The sequence below is a fragment of the Candidatus Streptomyces philanthi genome (genome assembly GCF_059553635.1).
Map to the genome: position 1 here is coordinate 16,704 of NZ_JCANQV010000022.1, position 16,393 is coordinate 33,096.

A 16,393-nucleotide genomic window follows, 5' to 3' on the forward strand; every position below is an offset into this window, starting at 1 on the left:
TACGCGGGCGTACGAGGACGAGATCCTGCGCGGCGGTTCCTCGGACAACCAGGTCCTGGTCTTCCCCCGTCGGGATGACCGGACCGGACCGCCGCCCTCTCCGGCGAGCGGGCGGGCCGGTCCGGGCGCGGCCGCCGCAGGGGGACGGGGCTCGCCCCCGCCTCACCCCGGTGTCACGCGTCCGTGCGGATGAGGACCTCCAGGGTGCGGGGGCCGTGGACGCCCTCGACGCGTTCGAGTTCGATGTCGGAGGTGGCGGAGGGGCCGCTGATGAGGGTGGTGGGGCGTTCGGGGACGAGGCGGGAGAGGGCCTCGGGGACGCCTGGGGTGACGGTGGAGAGGTTGACGACGCAGAGGTGGAGGTCGGGGACGAGGGTGAGGGCGCGGCGGCCCTGGTCGGGGGAGCCGTCCAGGAAGATCGTTCCGGTTTCGGCGCAGCTGACGGCGGAGGCGGTCAGGACGCCGTCGAGGGCGGCCAGGTCCGGGGCGGGGACGGCCGGGTCGTCGACCTCGACGGTGCCGTCCCAGGCGGAGGTCCAGGAACGGTCGAGGCCGGCCGGGACGCCGATGCGGCGGGCGCCCCGGGCGCGCAGGATCTCGGTGACGGTGGTGGCCGTGGTGGCGGTGGTGCAGCGGTGGACGCCGGCCTTGTAGTCGCGGAGGCGGTCGGCGAAGAGGGCGAGGCGTTCGGCGTCGGGGAGGGTGCGGCCGGTGCGGTAGGCGCGGGGCACCGTGACGTCGGGCTGCGGCGCGAGGGCCAGGGCGTCGCGGACGCGGCCGAGGACGGTCTCTCGTGCGGTCACTGGTTCTCCTCCGGGGTGTCGTCGTCGGCGGCGTCGCGGGTGCCGGGGGCGGTATCGCGGGGAGGGGTGCGGTCGGTGGGGCGGCTGTTGCTGGTGGGGCTGTTGCCGGTGGGGTGGCTGCTCCCGCTGTTGCCGGTGGGACGGTCGGCATCCCCGTCCTGCTCGTGACCGGCGCCACCCTCGTGAAGGCCGCCCCTGTCCCCCTCGTGACCGGCGCCCTGGCCTCCCTCGCCCCGGAGCCTGTCCCCCTCGCGCGCCGCCTCCGCGAGCGTCGTCCGGCCCTCGGTGGAGGACCACCAGGAGCGGAAGGTCTGCTTCGGCGGTGCCGGGGTGTCGCGGCTGTGGCTCCAGCCGTTGAAGGGCGGCGGGAGGTGGGTGATCTTGCGGTCGCGGCCCGCGGCGATCCGGCCGAGCGCCGTCGCCTTCTGCGCGGTGGTGAACAGGCGGGGTGACGCCATCACGGTCGCCGCGGCCTTCATGGCCAGCTTCTCGGCCGTGGTGCCGTGGCTCTCGGTCTTCTGGTGGCGCAGTTCCACCAGCAGTGACGGGATGTCGATCTTCACCGGGCAGGCGTCGAAGCAGGCGCCGCAGAGGCTGGAGGCGTACGGCAGCGAGCTGTTGGGGTCGTTCTTGGCGGCGTGCATCCCGGCGAGCTGCGGGGTGAGAACGGCGCCGATCGGGCCCGGGTACGTCGAACCGTACGCATGGCCGCCGGCCCGTTCGTACACCGGGCAGACGTTGAGACAGGCGGAGCAGCGGATGCAGTGGAGGGCGGAGCGGCCGACGGTGTCGGCGAGCGCGGCGGTGCGGCCGTTGTCCAGGAGGACGAGGTGGAAGTCCTGGGGGCCGTCGCCGGGGGTGACGCCCGTCCACATCGACGTGTACGGGTTCATCCGCTCGCCGGTGGAGGAGCGGGGCAGCAGTTGGAGGAAGACCTCCAGGTCGGCGTAGCGGGGGAGGATCTTCTCGATGCCCATGACGGTGATCAGGGTGTCCGGCATCGTCAGGCACATCCGGCCGTTGCCCTCGGACTCGACGACCGAGAGGGTGCCGGTCTCGGCGATGCCGAAGTTGGCGCCGGAGACGGCGACCTTGGTCGTCATGAACTTCTCGCGCAGATAGGCGCGCGCGGCGGCCGCGAGGTGGGCGGGCACGGCGTCCAGCGCGGGGTCGACGCCGGGGATCTCCCGGAGGAAGATCTCGCGGATCTCGTCCCGGTTGCGGTGGATGGCGGGGACGAGGATGTGCGACGGCTTGTCGTGGGCGAGCTGGACGATCAGCTCGGCGAGGTCGGTCTCGTACGCGGTGATGCCCCGCTCGGCGAGGTACTCGTTGAGGCCGATCTCCTGGGTGGCCATCGACTTGACCTTGATGACCTCGTCGCTGCCGGTGGCGGCGACCAGCCGGGTGACGATCTCGTTCGCCTCGACGCCGTCGCGCGCCCAGTGGACGGTGCCGCCGGCCTCGGTGACCTTGCGTTCCAGCTGTTCCAGCAGCTCGGGCAGGCGGTTCATGACATCGGCCTTGATCGCCGAACCGGCGTCCCGCAGCTGCTGCCAGTCGGGCAGCTCGGCGGTGACGGCCAGCCGCTTGGCGCGGATGCTGTGGGTGGCCTTGTGGAGGTTGCGGCGCAACTGCTCGTTGCCCAGCTCGTGGTGGGCGGCCTTGGGGAACGTTTCGTCACCGCGCAGATTGCCCGCCCCGTAGGGCGCGCGGGGCGGGACGGCGGGCATACCGAGGAAGGTGCGGCTCATCGGGCGGCCTCCGTCAGGACGTGCGGCGTGGTACGGGTCGAGGCGAGGATCTGCGCGAGGTGCAGGGTCCGGGTGCCCGCCTTGATGCGGGAGAGTCCGCCGCCGATGTGCATCAGGCAGGACGAGTCGCCCGCGGTGCAGACATCGGCGCGGGTGCCGGTCACGTTGGTGATCTTGTCCTGGAGCATCGCTGACGAGGTCTCGGCGTTCTTGACGGCGAAGGTGCCGCCGAAGCCGCAGCAGGCGTCGGCCTCGGGCAACTCGACGAGGTCGATGCCCTCGACGGCGCGCAGCAGCCGCAGCGGCTTGTCCCCGACCCGCAGCATGCGCAGCGAGTGGCAGGTGGGGTGATAGGTGACGCGGTGGGGGAAGTACGCGCCGACGTCCGTGACGCCCAGCACGTCCACCAGCAGCTCCGACAGCTCGTACGTCTTCGCCTTCACCACGGCCACCCCGTCGCGCAGGGCCGCGTCCCCGTACCGCTCGGCGACGATCTCGTGCTGATGGCGTACGCAGCCGGCGCAGGAACCGGACGGCATGACCACGGCCTCCACGGACCGGTCACCGAACTGCTCGGCGAAGCCGCGGACCAGCGGTACGGGCTCCCGCTGGTACCCCGTGTTGATGTGCATCTGCCCGCAGCAGGTCTGCTCGGGCGGGAACACCAGCTCATGGCCCAGACGGGTCAGCAGCACTGCGGTGGCCTTCACCGCGTCGGGGAACAGAGTGTCGCCCAGACACGTGGCGAAGAGTCCGATACGCATGGCAGGACCTCCACGATTGCGGTCGGTGGGGAGATTGCGGTCGGTGGGGAGGAGGGGACCGTCGGTATCGGAGCGGGGCGGGACCGGCAGGACCCTCATGTGGTCCGACCATACTAGGGTGAGGGGGTCGGGTGGGTGTGTAGGGGCGTACGTGGCGGGGCGTCGTCCGGCGTGCGGGGCGCGCCGGTCTATGCGTCGGGCGCGGTCTTGCGCTCCGGCGCGTCCGGCGCCTTGCGCTCCGGCGTGTCCGCCGTTCCCTGTTCTTCCCGCTCCTCCCGCGCCTCCCGCGCCGGAGTGGCGACGAGGGTGCCGTGGAAGCTGCGGATGTGGCGTTCGGCGAGGTCGGCGGCGCGGGTGCCGTCGCCGGCGCGGAGGAGGCGCAGCAGCTCCGCGTGGTCGGCGTTGAGGGCGGCGGCCGTCGCCGGCCAGTCCTCAGCGGCCTCCTCGGCGGTCAGGATGAGGGGGCGTACGGACTCGCGGACGGCGGAGGTCAGCGTCGAGATCAGCTGGTTGCCGGAGCTGCGGGCGATGTGGACGTGGAAGCGGGTGTCCAGTTCGTTGAACTCGGCGGCGCCGATACCGGGCTCCCGCATCCGGGCGAGCAGTGCCTCCGCCTCGGCGAGGTCCGCGCGGGAGGCGTGCTCGGCGGCGGCCTCGAAGCTGGAACGTTCCAGGGTGACCCGGGCCTCCAGGACGTCGTGGAGGTGGTAGCTGCCGAGGGCGACATGGAGCCGCAGCAGCCTGCCGAGGGCGTCGTCCGGATTGCGGACGATCCGGGCGCCCGCGTCGGGGCCGCGCCCGGTGTGCGCGGTGAGGACCCCGATGCTCTCCAGTACGCGCAGCGCCTCCCGGAGGGCGGACCTGCTCACCCCCAGGGCGGGGGCCAGCTCCCGCTCCGGCGGCAACCGGTCACCGGCCCTCAGCTCCCCGGCGACCACCCGTTCCTCGATCGTCTCCAGGACGAGCTCATGCGTCCGCGACTGCCGTACGGGGCGCCACTCGGCAGCCATCGGTACCTCCCGGGTTCGCTGTCGGATCTCGCCCGGGGGCTCCTCTCCCGGGTCTCTCCGCAGGCGAACTATGTCATAGGGGGTGTGGTCGGACCGTCGGACCTCATGGGTGGGGCGGCAGGTCGCGGAGCTGTACGGGCAGGCGCCCGGCCGGTGGCGGTCTGCGGCTCCTCGTGGTGGAGCTGTGACGGCGCTCCATGGTGGGCAATCCGGAGCTCGAACAATTCCTGGTCACGGTGATGTGGCGCTTTGTGGTCGGCGAAAACGGTCCGTCGGGTGATGTGTCCCGGCCGCGGTTCTCATGGCAGAGCGGCCGGGGAGACACCTCCCACCGCACACGCGACGGCCCGGACGGACACCTGCCCAGGGGAAGAAACCGCACCGGCTGAACGGACCACTCCACGCGCACACCCCCGTGGTGGAGCACGAACCCGCACGGCCCGCCCCGGTGGAGCGCCGCCAACGCGCCCACGTAACCCTCGTCCACCCGGCGCGGCGCCCGAAGGCCCGCGTCCGGCGGCAGCGTACGGACGAACTCCCGTACCCCGGAACGCACATGGCGCAAGGCCCGGTACGGACTGTCGGCGCGATGGGCCGCCCACGAGTCCGGCTCGCCCGTGTCCGGCAAGCGGTAGACGTACTGCTCGCACCAGTACCCGGCCGCCGTCACTCCGTCCGTCACGGCGCCCTCCGGACGGTCCACTGCCCGCACGCCACCCCGAACCGGGCCATACGGGCGGCCGCGTCCGGGCGGGCGACGAGGGTGTAGGTGTATCCGTCCCCGTCGGCCGCCTCGAAGACGTACGGGATGCCGCAGCCGAGCCCGTCGAGTGCCCACCGGTACTCGACGGCGTCATCCAGCCATTCCCGAACCGTCCGGTCGTACGGTTCCCCCAACTGCGTCGCCAGCGCCACCGCCCTCCGCCTGAGCAGGCCCAACGCCTTCCGCGGGGAGGCCGACACCCGGCTGCCGAGGACGATCGGCGCCCGCCCGTCGGCCGTATGCGCCTCGGAGTGTGTGCGGTAGAGAACGGGCCGGTTGTGGCGGGTGGGGCGGGCGCCGGGGGCCGTCACGACCCTGGCGTGCGACGCGGCGGCAGCTCTGCCCAGACCGACTTCCCGGTGGCGCCGTCGGCGATGACGCCCCAGGAGCATGCCAAGGCGTCCACCAGCAGAAGACCACGTCCGCATTCCTCGTCCTCCTCGACGTGTTGGAGCAGCGGAAGTTCGCTGCTCGCGTCATGCACCTCAAGCCGCAGAAGACCGCCCGCCAGCTCCACCCGCAGACCGATCTCCCGGCACCCGTCGCCCACCGCCGCGACCGCGTTCGTCACCAGCTCGGACACCAACAACCCGGCGTCCTCCGCCGGTTCGCCATCGACGCCCCATATCCGCAACTGCCGCCGCAGGGCCTTCCGCGCCAACCCGGCCCCCCACGGCGCCGCCGGCAGGCGGTAGCCGACCCAGGGCGGCCGGACGATCGGAAGTTCGACAACGGGTCGAGCGCGTGCGGACATGGCTATCCCCTTGGTGCGCATGACGGAGCATCAAAAGAACTCAAGCGACACCGCGTTGATGTACGGAACGTGAGCACGACGCACAGCATGCCCCTGCCGATCCATAGAATGCAATCCTTGCGAAGTGCTGCCATGCGTTCAGATGATTTGAGCCGCTGCGTCCGGTCGCCCACACTCACCGGAACGGAACAGGGAAGAGGAGAACGACGTGCCCGAGAACCTCAAACGACCGCCAACCGTGAGGATGCGGCGGCTGGCAGCGGGACTCCGTCGGCTGCGCTCGGAGGCAGGGCTCTCGCGGGAGGATGTCGCCACGCGGACCCAGATCAACGAGGCCACCCTCTACCGAGTGGAACGCCGAGGAGCCCGCCCGCAGAAACGGACACTGAACGCACTCCTGGACCTGTACGGTGCCACCGATGCCCAGCGCGAGGAACTGATGGCGGCGTACAGCGGGGCGAACAACAGAGGATGGTTGCGGCCGTACCACTCGGAGTTGCCCGAGGTGTACGCGGCCTACATCGGCTTCGAGGCCGAGGCGCGCACAGTACGGAACTATGAATCCCTCTTCGTGCCAGGACTGGCGCAGACGGAGAGCTATGCCAGGGCTGCCATCGAGGGAGGCTTGCCGAAGGCGAGCAAGAAAGAAGTCGAACAGCGGGTGCAGGCCCGGATGGAGCGGCAGTCATTGCTCACCAAAGAGGACCCGTTGCAGCTCTGGGCAATCGTGGATGAGGCAGCGCTTCGCCGCGTGGTCGGCGGACCAGCGGTGATGCGGGAGCAGGCGGAGCGTCTGCTCGAACTGAAGGATGAGCCGAACGTCACGTTTCAGGTGATCCCTTTCCGCGTGGGTGCGCACGCCGGCATGACCGGTGCGTTCGTGCACATGGATTTTCCGGATCCGATCGACCCTGAGCTGGTCCACGTGGACAGTCCAGCCGGTGACCTCTTCCTGGAGGAAGAGGCAGACGTGAGACGTTACAAGTCGATGTTCGAACACCTGCAAGCGGTGGCCCTGGGGCCGAAGGACAGCGCCGACATACTGGCTGAGGCCGCGAGAGGAAAAGAATGAGAAGGAAGGTTACTGAGAGTGGCAACTGGCTCTGAAGTGAAGTGGCGGACGAGCAGCTACAGCAGTGCCAACAGCCAGTGCGTGGAGGTTGGCACCGGCGCTTCCCGCAACGTGCCGGTCCGTGACAGCAAGAACCGAACCGGTCCGAAGCTGGTTTTCGGCATAGAAGCTTGGTCGTCTTTCGTGGAGACGCTGAAGAACGCTGATTCCGCGTCGTTCTGAGCGGGAAGCGGATGCGCTCGGAATCCCCGCCGCATGAGATGGGGGGCTCCGGGCGTGTTCGGCCTGTTGCGCCCGGCGGACTGCCGCAGGGAAGGAGGAATCGTGAAGCCTGAGATCGTCAGCGCGTTTAGGAAGTCGTCCTACTCCGCTCAGTCGGGGAACTGCGTGGAGACGGCCCACACCGCCGACGGGGGACATGCGGTACGCGACAGCAAGAACCCGTCCGGCCCGTACGCGGTCTTCGGGCAGGACGCCTGGTCGTCCTTCGTCGGGACGTTGAAGGACGGCGGTTTCGCGGCGTCCTGAGTGCCGTGGATTCCGTCGGTGATCCGCGGACCGCGTTCGTCGGCCCGTGTCACTGGAGCGCGCGACTGTACCCCCGGCGGTGGTGAGAGCCGGGGGCACGTGCATGTGGGGACGGGCTGCCGGGTACGGGGCCTCGCGGACGGCCCCGACGCCTGGTTCGCGGATCAGGCGACGCTGGGCGCGGGGGCGGTCCACTGGTTGTTGCGCATCAGGGTGTACTTGATGTCCACCAGCCGCGGGGCGATGGTCAGCGAGAGTTCTTCGGCCGGGTGGAGGTGGCCGGCACCGTCCTGCTCCGCGCGCCAGACGCGGTAGTCGAGGTTGGGGTAGGCCGGGTTGATGCCGATCTCGCCCTTGGGCATCGTGCCGTTGAACGGTGCGACGATGTCCATGTGGTTCCAGTAGTTCCAGGCTTGCAGCGCCTTGTGCTGGTCGAAGTAGAAGTAGAAGTCGGGGTAGCGGCCGAAGGTGCGCAGTTCCCGGTGGATGAGGTGGCCGAGGAGTGGTCCGAGCTGGGTGGCCAGCGAGTCGAACTCCCAGCGAGTGTGATGCCAGGCTTCCGGGGCGTCGCCAGGCGCGAAGAGGCGGGCGGCGACGAGGTAACTGATCCGCTCAACCAGGTACGCGCTCGCGTGGTTGGTGTCGATGGTCGGATCGACGTGGTGGAGGAGCGCGGCCAGCTGCTTCGGGTGGGGACGGAATCTCGCCAGGTCGAACTTGCCGGCCATGGCGGGGAAGGAGGCGAACAGCATCTCCTTGTACAGCCAGTTGTTCAGCTCGCCAAGCTCGGCCAGGCGCCGGGTGTGGTGGGAGGTCGAGTGGAGCATCAGGTACTCGGCGACCGCTTCGAAGTACAGGTAGCCGAGGATCGGCAGGCGGGGGATCGTCCCGTCGAGCAGCTTCAGGAACGGTTCGGCGTCGACCTGGGTGCCCTGGTAGGCGACAGTGGCAGCGGCAGCGAGGAGCGCGGACGAGTTCTTGACCCGGCTGACGACGCTCTCGCGCAGCTGGTGCCGCTCGTTCTTGCTCAGCAGGTATTCCAGGTGACTGTAGATCCGCAGGTGGATGAGGCCGAGGCGCAGGTAGTCCACGCCGGCGAGCCCTCGGTACGCCTGAGGCGGGGCGTCGATCTCGAAGATCAGCGGGGTGGGGACGCGATCGGTCACGCCGAGCTTGGCCAGGAAGGTCGGCGCTTCCTTGGCCAGGACATAGGCACCGAGGTTGTGCATGCGGAAGCCTCGGTCGGTCGCGGTGAGCGGCGCGCAGTAGATGCTCCCGACGAGGCAGCCGCCCGACGGGTAGAGCACGCCCTGGCGGCTGATCTCCTCCAGGGCGTGGGTGACGTGCAGCAGGTGCAGTTTGCCGCTTCTGCTCAGGGCCGCGAAGAGGGCGTTCTGCCGCAGCAGGTGGCCGTTCGGAGTCTCCTCGGCGAGCCTTCGTTCCCAGCCCGCTGCCTGGGCGGCGAGCGGGTCGGTGCGGTTGGAGGGGCTGGGAATGAGGGCGGAGTCGAAGAAGGCGTGGGCGTCGGCCCACAGGTGGTAGGCGTCGAGAAATTCCATGGTCAGACCAGGCCCTTCTCGGCGAGCGCGCAACGCACGGCCGCAGTGCCGCTGACCCCGGCGAGATAGGCCCGCTCCGAGACGAGGACCAGGTCGAAGGCGAGGCCCCGCAGCTGGTCGAAGGCGGGTTCGCGGACGTACCGGGCGTCCGGCCACCACTTCAGCTTCGGCAGGCGGTACCGGTCCAGAGCGTCGGCGGCCTTGACCATGTCGGTGATGTGCTCGGCCCGGGCGTGGTCGGTCCTGTCGTCCGCGGTGAACGCCTCGTACGGGACGTCGTGCAGTCGTACGGCGGTGGCCACCTGCACGATCCGCCGCGGTGTGGGGGTGAGGCCGAAGTGGCCCCAGACCGTGTCGGCGTTCGCGGCGAGCCAGATGGCCGCGCGGGCACCATGACCGCGGTCGTCCTGGTCGTGGCGCCGCTGGCAGTCGTGTACGGCGGCGGCGAGGATCGCCGTGGCGGCATCGGCGTCGTCGAGGCCGTTCGCCTCGGCGAGGACGGCGGCGAGCGCCGCCGTCCTCATGGCGTGCCGGACGCCGTGGAGCGATGTGTACAGGCGGGGGGCGACCCACCACCGGGTGGGCAGTCCACCGTGCGCGAGCAGTTCCTTCGACCGCGGGCGCAAGGCCGTCTGCGGCGTCGGCGGAAGATCGGGCCTGTTGTCGCTGATCCACGCGATGGTGGCGTGGTCCATGTGCTGGTGGAGCGGGAGCTGCCCTCGGGCAGCCAGGTCGATCAGACTTGCGGTCAACGGGGTCGTGCTCACTCGTGCCCACCCCCTTGGTGGTCTCCGCGGTGGTGTTGCCTACCGGATCGGCGCGGCCTGCTCATCACGCGCTTTGCGCACCTTCTCTGTGGCCTCGAAGGCGGCTATGAAGTCGGCCAGCTCCTGCTCCGTCATCAGGGTCACGCCGAGCGCCGTGGCGACGTCCGTGATCTTGGCCTCGGCCTCAGCGCGTTCGGCGTCCGAGGCGCCGTCCTCCAGCAGCACCTCGAACTCGGCGTGGTAGCCCCACGCCTCACTCCACTTGACCGCGATCTCGACGCCGTCGAAGCGGAAGTTGCGACGGAAGTTGAACGCCTCATGCATAGCCGTCTCGAACCCGAGGGCGTTGAACACCTTCACCGCGGCGGGAACGTCGGCGGGCGCGATGGTGAACTCGGTCTCGACGAAGGCCGCGCCTTGCCCGATCTTGCTCCCCTTCAGGGTGATCTTGGCGGTACCGGCGGCGGTGTTGTCGGTGACCTTCAGGAGCTGGTCGGGCAGCACGTAGAAGTAGATGTGCTTGTCGTCGGGGCCCAGGTCCTCCCCGTCCGCCTTCAGGCGGGTGACGAGCTGGTCGTGGACCTCCTTGGTGAAGCGGGCGCGCATCTCGATCTCGACGGCCACGGGGCTGTTGCCTCCTCGTTTCAGGCATGGCGAAGCCAGCCGGACCCTGCCGTGCGGGCTGTCCGGTCGGGCGATCGCTATGGGGTTGGTGGTCGAGCATGGGGTGATGCGGCCGATGGGGGTGTCGGCCGCATCACCCCGGTGGATCGTGAGGTGTCAGCCGAGGGTGCCGAAGCGTTCCTCGACGACTCCCGAGTGCAGGTAGGACGGCAGCTGAACGCCTCCCACCGACGTACGGCCGGTGGCGACCTGCTCCTCCGTCTCGCTGGGGAAGCCCTCCAGCAGACGCAGGCACTGCTGGGCCCACTCACGCGACGCGGGCCAGTCGCCCAGGTCACGGTGGCGCACAGCCAGGGCGTAGGCGGTCTCGGTGGCCGCCCACCGGTCGGTCGCCAGCTCACGCTGGAAGATCGACTCCAGCTCGTCGGTGGAGGCCAGGCGGGTCTGGTTGGTCATGGTGCCCTCTCGGTTCAAACGGTCGTGCCCCAGTAGTGATCAACGCCCTGGTGTCCCCGCGGTGACGCCATGACCCGCTGCTAGTACGTGAAGATCTCGGCGAGCGTCTTGTAGTCCTGCAACTCGTCCTTGTCGAACCACAGCTCCACCTCCTGCTTGGCCTCCTCCGCGTTGCCGGAGGCGTGCACGAGGTTCGCGACCGCCTTGCCCGAGGCGATGCTGGCCGCCGCGCTGTAGTGCGAGAAGTCGCCACGTACCGTGCCGGCCGGAGCCTGGTTCGGGTACGTGCTGCCGACGATCTTGCGGACGGTGGCGATGGCGTCGAATCCCTCCAGCACCAGGGCGATGACCGGACCCTGCTGCATAAACGTCGCCGTGACGCTGTAGACCTCCGACCCCAGCCGTTCCTCCAAGTCGAAGTAGTGTCGGCGGGTGAACTCCTCGTCCATCCACTTCATCTTGGTGCCGACGATCTTCAACGCGGCGTCCTCGAATCGAGTGATGATCCTTCCTGCCAGGCCACGCGCCAGAGCATCGGGCTTGAGCAGGACGAGCGTGCGCTCGACAGTGTGTGCCTCAACCTCGGCCATTGACTCCCTTTCGCCTTGCTAACAACCGAACATGACGGATGGTCAGCCGTCGTCTGTCGAGGTTACCGGCGCTGGCAGGGCGGTTCGGGCGTGCGGGCAATGCCCCGGACGAGCGAATGTCGGCCGTGGTGCGGCCGATCAGCCGACTGAGAGGCCCGACTCGGCCAGCTTCTCTGTCTCCGCTATCCGCTGGGGCTACGCACCTAGAATCTCCTTGTGGTCGTCTGGCGCCTTCGCGCCCCTCATGCGTCTCCCAGGGGACTGAGCCTTCGGCAGTGATTCCTTGGCCCCTGGTGACTCCGATTCTTCCGGGGCTCTTCTCGCGCGACCATGAAGTGCCAGTGCAGTGGGAGTGCGCTTTCGGCGCGCGGATTCCTGCACCGGAGCGGCGACGAGGGGGCAGTCCTGTGGACGTGATCGAGCGCTGGAGCGGCCGGTACGCCTGCCTGCTGCAATCCGCCCTACGGCTCGGCAACGAACAGTTCGCCGCCCACCTGGGCATTGCCGTGAGAACCGTGGCCACCTGGCACTCCGACGCGTCCGTCGTGCCTCGCAGAGAGATGCAACAGCTCCTCGACACGGCCCATGAGCAGGCTCCTCCGGCTGCGAGGCAGCGCTTCACGCTCCTGCTGGCCAAGGAACGGGCCCCAGCGGACTCGACGCCGCCCGGCGCGCAGGCGCTGAGGGTGGCCATCGCGGTGGTCGTCCGCGACAGTGATGTCCTCTTGGTGTGCCGGCGGGACGACAACGCCGCTGGAATCACGTGGCAGTTCCCGGCCGGGGTCATCAAGCCGGGAGGCAAGGCGGAGACCACCGCTGTGCGGGAGACCTTGGACGAAACGGGAGTCCACTGCGCGGTCCGGCAGCACCTCGGGAACCGGCTTCACCCCGTGACCGGCGTGTTGTGCGAGTACTTCCTGTGCGAGTACCTGGCCGGTGAGGCCACCAACAGCGATACGGTCGAGAACATCGACGTGATGTGGGTCCCCAGAAACGCGGTGCCCCGCTTCATCCCCGTCGATACGATCTTCCCGCCCATCCTTGCCGTTCTGGAGGAGCAGACGTGACGCAGCAGAACACGGACAAGCGCCCGGGCATCGCCGCCGCCATCGTCGTGAACGAGGGACGCGTGCTCATGGTCCGCCGCCGGGTCAGCGAGGGACAGCTCTCCTGGCAGTTCCCGGCGGGAGAGGTCGAGCCGGGCGAGGACCGCGAGGACGCCGCTGTGCGGGAGACCCAGGAGGAGACCGGGCTGACTGTGGCGGCCGTGAAGCTGCTCGGCGAGCGCGTCCACCCGAAGACGGGCCGGCTGATGTCGTACACCGCATGCGAGGTGTTGGACGGTACGGCGCACGTCGCGGACACCGAGGAACTGGCCGAACTGGCCTGGGTCGCCCATGGTGAGATCCCGCAGTACGTGCCGTACGGACTGTTCGAACCGGTACAGGAGTACCTGGACGGGGTCCTCATCTCCTGACTGCCCCTGGGGGCGGGGCCATGTCCGTATCGCTGTCCTGGGATACGGCGAAGAGGGTCGTGGGCTGCCACGAACCAGTGGATCTCGGAACGGGTCCGCTTTCAACCGCTGAGTTTCGCCCGAAGACGTTCGTTCTCCTCTTCCAGGGCCTTAACGCGTCGTTCGAGCTCGGCTCGTGACGGTTTCTTCGGGGGCAGCGGAGGAGGCATGGGTTCCGTTGGTTTCGGTGGCTCGGCGCGCAGTCCGATGGGTTCGAAGGCCACGATTGTTTGCTGGTCTTCCCCGCACTCAGGGCATCGCTTGCTGTGTGCCCCGGCGGAGACGGGGTCGGTGTACGTGTAGTGCGTCTTCGTCTCGATGATGTGGTCGCAGTACAGCCTGACACGCCACCGCGTGATCTCGTGGTCGGCCTTCTTGAAGGACTGCATCAGTTTCGCGGTGTTCTCGAATGCTTGGCGGTGGCGCTCCGCCATCGCTGGGTCTGCCCGGCATTTGGCGTTGTCCTCCTCGACCTGACGTCGAACCGACTCGCTGATCTCCTCGCTCTGCTTCTGACGGCGGTGGTCCCCGCGGGTGAGTTCATACTCCTCCAACGGAACTCCACTGCTCCGGTATTCGACTTCGCACATTCCGGGCAGCGTAGTAACGGCGTACCACGCGCTCGTGGAGAAGAACGGTCTTGTCCGACGATCTTGCGGTTTCTGAGACGAGATGGCCGGAAAGACCTTCGGGGGAAGCTTGCGTACGGGGCTGAGGGGCAGCCTCCCCCAACCGAGGACGGTTGATCGAGTTCCTGGTTACAGGAGCCGCGGCGGGCTGTGCCGTCCCGTGATCAGCGGCATATGCCCGCCTGGCGGTGCGACGGCGAGGAACTGCGGCACGGGGGCAGGCCCACACGGATCAAGGTCGATTCCGCCGGACTCATCGCGTCCGGCGGTGCCGCCAGCGCAGGCGACCTCGTGATGCGCATGACCGGCGATGACAACGTCTCGCCGATGCGGACCGACCACCAGGGGTCAGCCGGTGAAGAATACGAAGCGAACACAGAAGGCTTCGGAAACAGCGAATTCACCAAGGATGAGATCGTCGAGTTCGCCCACGGGCATGCTGGCGATGGCAATCCTGTGATGGGGCGTCCGGGCAAGTCTGAGATAGATGCTGCCTTGACGAATGTGAAGGGTCAGAAAAACGACGGCCAGAACGCCGAAAGGTTTGACTACAAGGGTGTTCTGGCCGTCGTGAACTACGATATGTCCTGGCGGTCCACGACCTACTACCCAGGGAGATAGTAGTGCGAGACATTCCTCTCGGAATTCGGATCATGCTCAATGATGCCGAAATCGCGGAGATTGAGACGGCGTCCGTATCCCTTGGAGGGAATGCGCGGCGCGACTCCATCGATCTCGCGGTGGCGTGGGAAAATAGCGTGGAGAAGATCGATTCGGATCGCTCGCTGCCGTCGTCGAACCGCACAGTGTGGGGTGAGCATGACCTCGCGGGCACACTTTTCTTGCGTGATCATTTGGAGAGGGCGCTGGAGCGCCTCCGGCCTTCACTGCGGGAGAAACTGGAGCGATATATCGCCGAAGCTGACGGGCAATTCCGCTCGTACACTGTGGAAGACCCCGAGCGGCGCATGCTGAAAATTGCCGATGTTGACTCGACGGGTAGGAAATGGTGGTGGTCACGCGTTCCCGACTCCGGGCCAATCGCTGAAGACCTCTCGCGCCACAAGTAGTGGAAGTTCTCTCCGGCCCGCGCGCTGTCTCCGCGAAGGACATCTGGCCGTCCTTCGCCGGGATGCTGGGACCCGGCGGCCTCGCGGCGTCCTGAGCACCGTCGGTTCACGGTGGTGAAGACCGGGCTGCGTTCGTCGGCCCGTATCACCAATGTGCAGGTGGTGCCGCCTTCGGCCCGGGAGTGTCGGGGGCCGCCGGCCCTACGGCACCCCGTACGGCTTGAGGGCGCGGTAGTGGGGCCACAACTCGCGCCACGGGGCGCGGGGGTCGCGGCAGACGGTGATGGTGGCGTGGTGTTCGGTGGTGGCGATGCCGGTGTGGTCGTCGGCGGGGGGTGCGGCGCGGCAGTCGGCGAAGTCGGCGGCGAGGCGGGCGCGGTCGACGGACAGGGCGATGACGACGCGGACGGAGTCGGGGGGCGGGCCCAGCCGGTGGAGCTCGTTGTTGCCGCTGTAGACGGCGGGGAGGTGGTGGGCCGGGCCGTAGCGGTCGAGGGCGCCGGCCTCGCCGTAGTTGCCGGTGAGGATCGCCGCGGCCGCGCGGTCGGCCGGTGGCAGCCCCCGGTGGACGGCGGCGACCTGCGCGGCCAGGGACGGCCAGCCGATGCTCTCCACCGCCAGGTCGCTGAGCGTGACGCGGGTGAGGGAGTGCGCCGGCAGGAGGGGGAGCGCGAGGACGAGGTTCAGGCCGGCGCCGAGGGCGAGGAACCCCGTGGCGGCGGGCGTGCGCAGAAGGCCCCGGGCCGACCAGGCGGCCGCCGGGACGCAGCCGGCGGCGAACAGCACGACCAGGTACCCGGCGACGTAGTCCCCGCGTCCTCCCTGTGCGAGGAGCACGGCGAGGGCGCCTACGAGGAAGCCGGGCACGAGCGCCCGCACGGGGCGCCAGGCCCGCTCCCGCCACAGCGCCACCGCCCCCACCACGCAGAAGAGCACATGGACGAAGCCGATGTAGGAGACCAGGGTGACCACGAAGCGGCTCACACCGTCCCCGCCGTGGGCCTCGGCCAGGGCGTGTGCCATCTGCGCCTGCGGGAAACCGTGCGTCGCCTGGTAGACGAGGTTCGGCGCGCCGAGCACCAGCGCCAGGGCCGCCCCGGCGTACAGCCTCCGGTCGCGGAAGACCGCGCGCGGCCCCGCCAGCGCCAGGGCCGCGAGGAGCGAGAGCGGCAGCACCAGCACGATGTACTTGGCGTACAGGGCCAGCCCGCACACCGCGCCCGCCGCGAGCCACCACCTGCCGTCACGCCGCAGCAGCGCACGCAGCACGGTCAGCTCCACGGCACACCAGGCCACGAGATCCACGCTGTTGGTCAGAACGTAGTGGCCGTAGAGCAGGACCATGAACGAGGTCCCCAGTCCCGCCGCGGCCAGCAGCTGCGCCCGGCGTCCGCCACCGAGTTCGGCGGTCATCGCGGAGCCCAGGAGCACCACCGCCGCGAAGCAGATGGCACCGGGCACCCGTACGGCCCACAGCGTGTCGCCGAACACGCCGATGCTGCCCCGGTAGAGAAGGGGCAGCAGGGGCGGCTGGTCGACGTACCCCCAGGCCGGTTCCCGCAGGCCCAGCAGCCGGAAGTACAACTCGTCGGCGTGGTACCCGTACCGGCCGGCACACAGCAGCACACCGCAGGTCAGAATCCCGGCGACCGGCAGCACCGCGGCCCAGGCCACCGGCCTCCGGACCCCACCGCCCGGGGCGGCGACGGCGCGCCGCGGAGACGGCCGCACGGT

General features: G+C 69.2%; 20 protein-coding genes. 7 read left to right on the forward strand and 13 right to left on the reverse strand.

Features of this window, described 5'->3' with window-relative positions:
- Positions 1 to 173 precede the first annotated feature (173 nt).
- The 6 genes from AC51EU_RS05145 to AC51EU_RS05170 all read right to left on the reverse strand — a co-directional run bounded on the left by AC51EU_RS05145 (position 174) and on the right by AC51EU_RS05170 (position 5,848).
- On the reverse strand, positions 174 to 803 hold the full coding sequence (locus tag AC51EU_RS05145; protein ID WP_496265433.1) for a LutC/YkgG family protein: 630 nt from the start codon (positions 801 to 803) through the stop codon (positions 174 to 176).
- A complete protein-coding gene (locus tag AC51EU_RS05150) occupies positions 800 to 2,557 on the reverse strand; it encodes a LutB/LldF family L-lactate oxidation iron-sulfur protein (RefSeq protein ID WP_496265434.1) in 1,758 nt (585 codons plus the stop codon). Before AC51EU_RS05150 ends, AC51EU_RS05145 begins: the two co-directional genes overlap by 4 nt.
- Positions 2,554 to 3,321 (reverse strand): (Fe-S)-binding protein, encoded by a 768-nt coding sequence (locus AC51EU_RS05155; protein ID WP_496265435.1) that lies wholly within the window; start codon positions 3,319 to 3,321, stop codon positions 2,554 to 2,556. The genes AC51EU_RS05150 and AC51EU_RS05155 overlap by 4 nt, the downstream gene beginning before the upstream one ends.
- A 188-nt stretch (positions 3,322 to 3,509) precedes the next feature.
- Positions 3,510 to 4,331 carry a FadR/GntR family transcriptional regulator gene (locus tag AC51EU_RS05160; RefSeq protein WP_496265436.1) on the reverse strand — a complete coding sequence of 274 codons (822 nt, stop codon included), beginning with the start codon at positions 4,329 to 4,331 and terminating at the stop codon, positions 3,510 to 3,512.
- A 678-nt stretch (positions 4,332 to 5,009) separates the two neighbouring features.
- Entirely contained in the window at positions 5,010 to 5,405 is a 396-nt protein-coding gene (locus AC51EU_RS05165; RefSeq protein WP_496265437.1) for a hypothetical protein, read from the reverse strand.
- Positions 5,402 to 5,848 (reverse strand): ATP-binding protein, encoded by a 447-nt coding sequence (locus AC51EU_RS05170; protein WP_496265438.1) that lies wholly within the window; start codon positions 5,846 to 5,848, stop codon positions 5,402 to 5,404. The genes AC51EU_RS05165 and AC51EU_RS05170 overlap by 4 nt, the downstream gene beginning before the upstream one ends.
- Before the next feature lie 208 nt (positions 5,849 to 6,056).
- Between AC51EU_RS05170 and AC51EU_RS05175 the strand changes: the two genes are divergently transcribed.
- From AC51EU_RS05175 to AC51EU_RS05185, 3 genes are all read left to right on the forward strand, one after another.
- A complete protein-coding gene (locus tag AC51EU_RS05175; RefSeq protein ID WP_496265439.1) occupies positions 6,057 to 6,920 on the forward strand; it encodes a helix-turn-helix domain-containing protein in 864 nt (287 codons plus the stop codon).
- 18 nt (positions 6,921 to 6,938) lie between these two features.
- On the forward strand, positions 6,939 to 7,142 hold the full coding sequence (locus tag AC51EU_RS05180) for a DUF397 domain-containing protein (RefSeq protein WP_496265440.1): 204 nt from the start codon (positions 6,939 to 6,941) through the stop codon (positions 7,140 to 7,142).
- 102 nt (positions 7,143 to 7,244) lie between these two features.
- Entirely contained in the window at positions 7,245 to 7,448 is a 204-nt protein-coding gene (locus AC51EU_RS05185) for a DUF397 domain-containing protein (protein ID WP_496265441.1), read from the forward strand.
- A 164-nt stretch (positions 7,449 to 7,612) separates the two neighbouring features.
- Here AC51EU_RS05185 and AC51EU_RS05190 read toward each other — a convergent pair whose 3' ends face one another.
- The 5 genes from AC51EU_RS05190 to AC51EU_RS05210 all read right to left on the reverse strand — a co-directional run bounded on the left by AC51EU_RS05190 (position 7,613) and on the right by AC51EU_RS05210 (position 11,444).
- The gene (locus tag AC51EU_RS05190) at positions 7,613 to 9,007 is read right to left on the reverse strand and encodes a hypothetical protein (RefSeq protein ID WP_496265442.1); all 1,395 of its coding nucleotides are present in this window, start codon (positions 9,005 to 9,007) and stop codon (positions 7,613 to 7,615) included.
- A 2-nt stretch (positions 9,008 to 9,009) separates the two neighbouring features.
- The gene (locus tag AC51EU_RS05195) at positions 9,010 to 9,774 is read right to left on the reverse strand and encodes a hypothetical protein (RefSeq protein WP_496265443.1); all 765 of its coding nucleotides are present in this window, start codon (positions 9,772 to 9,774) and stop codon (positions 9,010 to 9,012) included.
- Positions 9,775 to 9,813: 39 nt separating this feature from the next.
- Positions 9,814 to 10,398 (reverse strand): hypothetical protein, encoded by a 585-nt coding sequence (locus tag AC51EU_RS05200; protein WP_496265444.1) that lies wholly within the window; start codon positions 10,396 to 10,398, stop codon positions 9,814 to 9,816.
- A gap of 156 nt (positions 10,399 to 10,554) precedes the next feature.
- Complete coding sequence (locus AC51EU_RS05205) at positions 10,555 to 10,854, reverse strand: hypothetical protein (protein ID WP_496265445.1); 300 nt, start codon at positions 10,852 to 10,854, stop codon at positions 10,555 to 10,557.
- Positions 10,855 to 10,934: 80 nt separating this feature from the next.
- Positions 10,935 to 11,444, reverse strand: a complete 510-nt coding sequence (locus AC51EU_RS05210) for a nucleoside-diphosphate kinase (protein WP_496265446.1) — start codon at positions 11,442 to 11,444, stop codon at positions 10,935 to 10,937.
- A 407-nt stretch (positions 11,445 to 11,851) separates the two neighbouring features.
- Here AC51EU_RS05210 and AC51EU_RS05215 point away from each other — a divergent pair, with 407 nt between their 5' ends.
- Together AC51EU_RS05215 and AC51EU_RS05220 are read left to right on the forward strand one after the other, a co-directional pair.
- A complete protein-coding gene (locus AC51EU_RS05215) occupies positions 11,852 to 12,511 on the forward strand; it encodes an NUDIX hydrolase (protein ID WP_496265447.1) in 660 nt (219 codons plus the stop codon).
- Positions 12,508 to 12,921, forward strand: a complete 414-nt coding sequence (locus AC51EU_RS05220; RefSeq protein ID WP_496265448.1) for an NUDIX hydrolase — start codon at positions 12,508 to 12,510, stop codon at positions 12,919 to 12,921. Before AC51EU_RS05215 ends, AC51EU_RS05220 begins: the two co-directional genes overlap by 4 nt.
- Positions 12,922 to 13,022: 101 nt before the next feature.
- Here AC51EU_RS05220 and AC51EU_RS05225 read toward each other — a convergent pair whose 3' ends face one another.
- The gene (locus AC51EU_RS05225) at positions 13,023 to 13,550 is read right to left on the reverse strand and encodes a hypothetical protein (RefSeq protein ID WP_496265449.1); all 528 of its coding nucleotides are present in this window, start codon (positions 13,548 to 13,550) and stop codon (positions 13,023 to 13,025) included.
- Between the two features lie 213 nt (positions 13,551 to 13,763).
- Between AC51EU_RS05225 and AC51EU_RS05230 the strand changes: the two genes are divergently transcribed.
- Positions 13,764 to 14,210 carry a hypothetical protein gene (locus AC51EU_RS05230; RefSeq protein WP_496265450.1) on the forward strand — a complete coding sequence of 149 codons (447 nt, stop codon included), beginning with the start codon at positions 13,764 to 13,766 and terminating at the stop codon, positions 14,208 to 14,210.
- Between the two features lie 2 nt (positions 14,211 to 14,212).
- Entirely contained in the window at positions 14,213 to 14,659 is a 447-nt protein-coding gene (locus AC51EU_RS05235; protein WP_496265451.1) for a hypothetical protein, read from the forward strand.
- Between the two features lie 201 nt (positions 14,660 to 14,860).
- Here the strand turns inward: AC51EU_RS05235 and AC51EU_RS05240 are convergent.
- Positions 14,861 to 16,393 (reverse strand): ArnT family glycosyltransferase (locus AC51EU_RS05240; protein ID WP_496265452.1); only part of this gene is annotated, 1,533 nt, incomplete at its 5' end.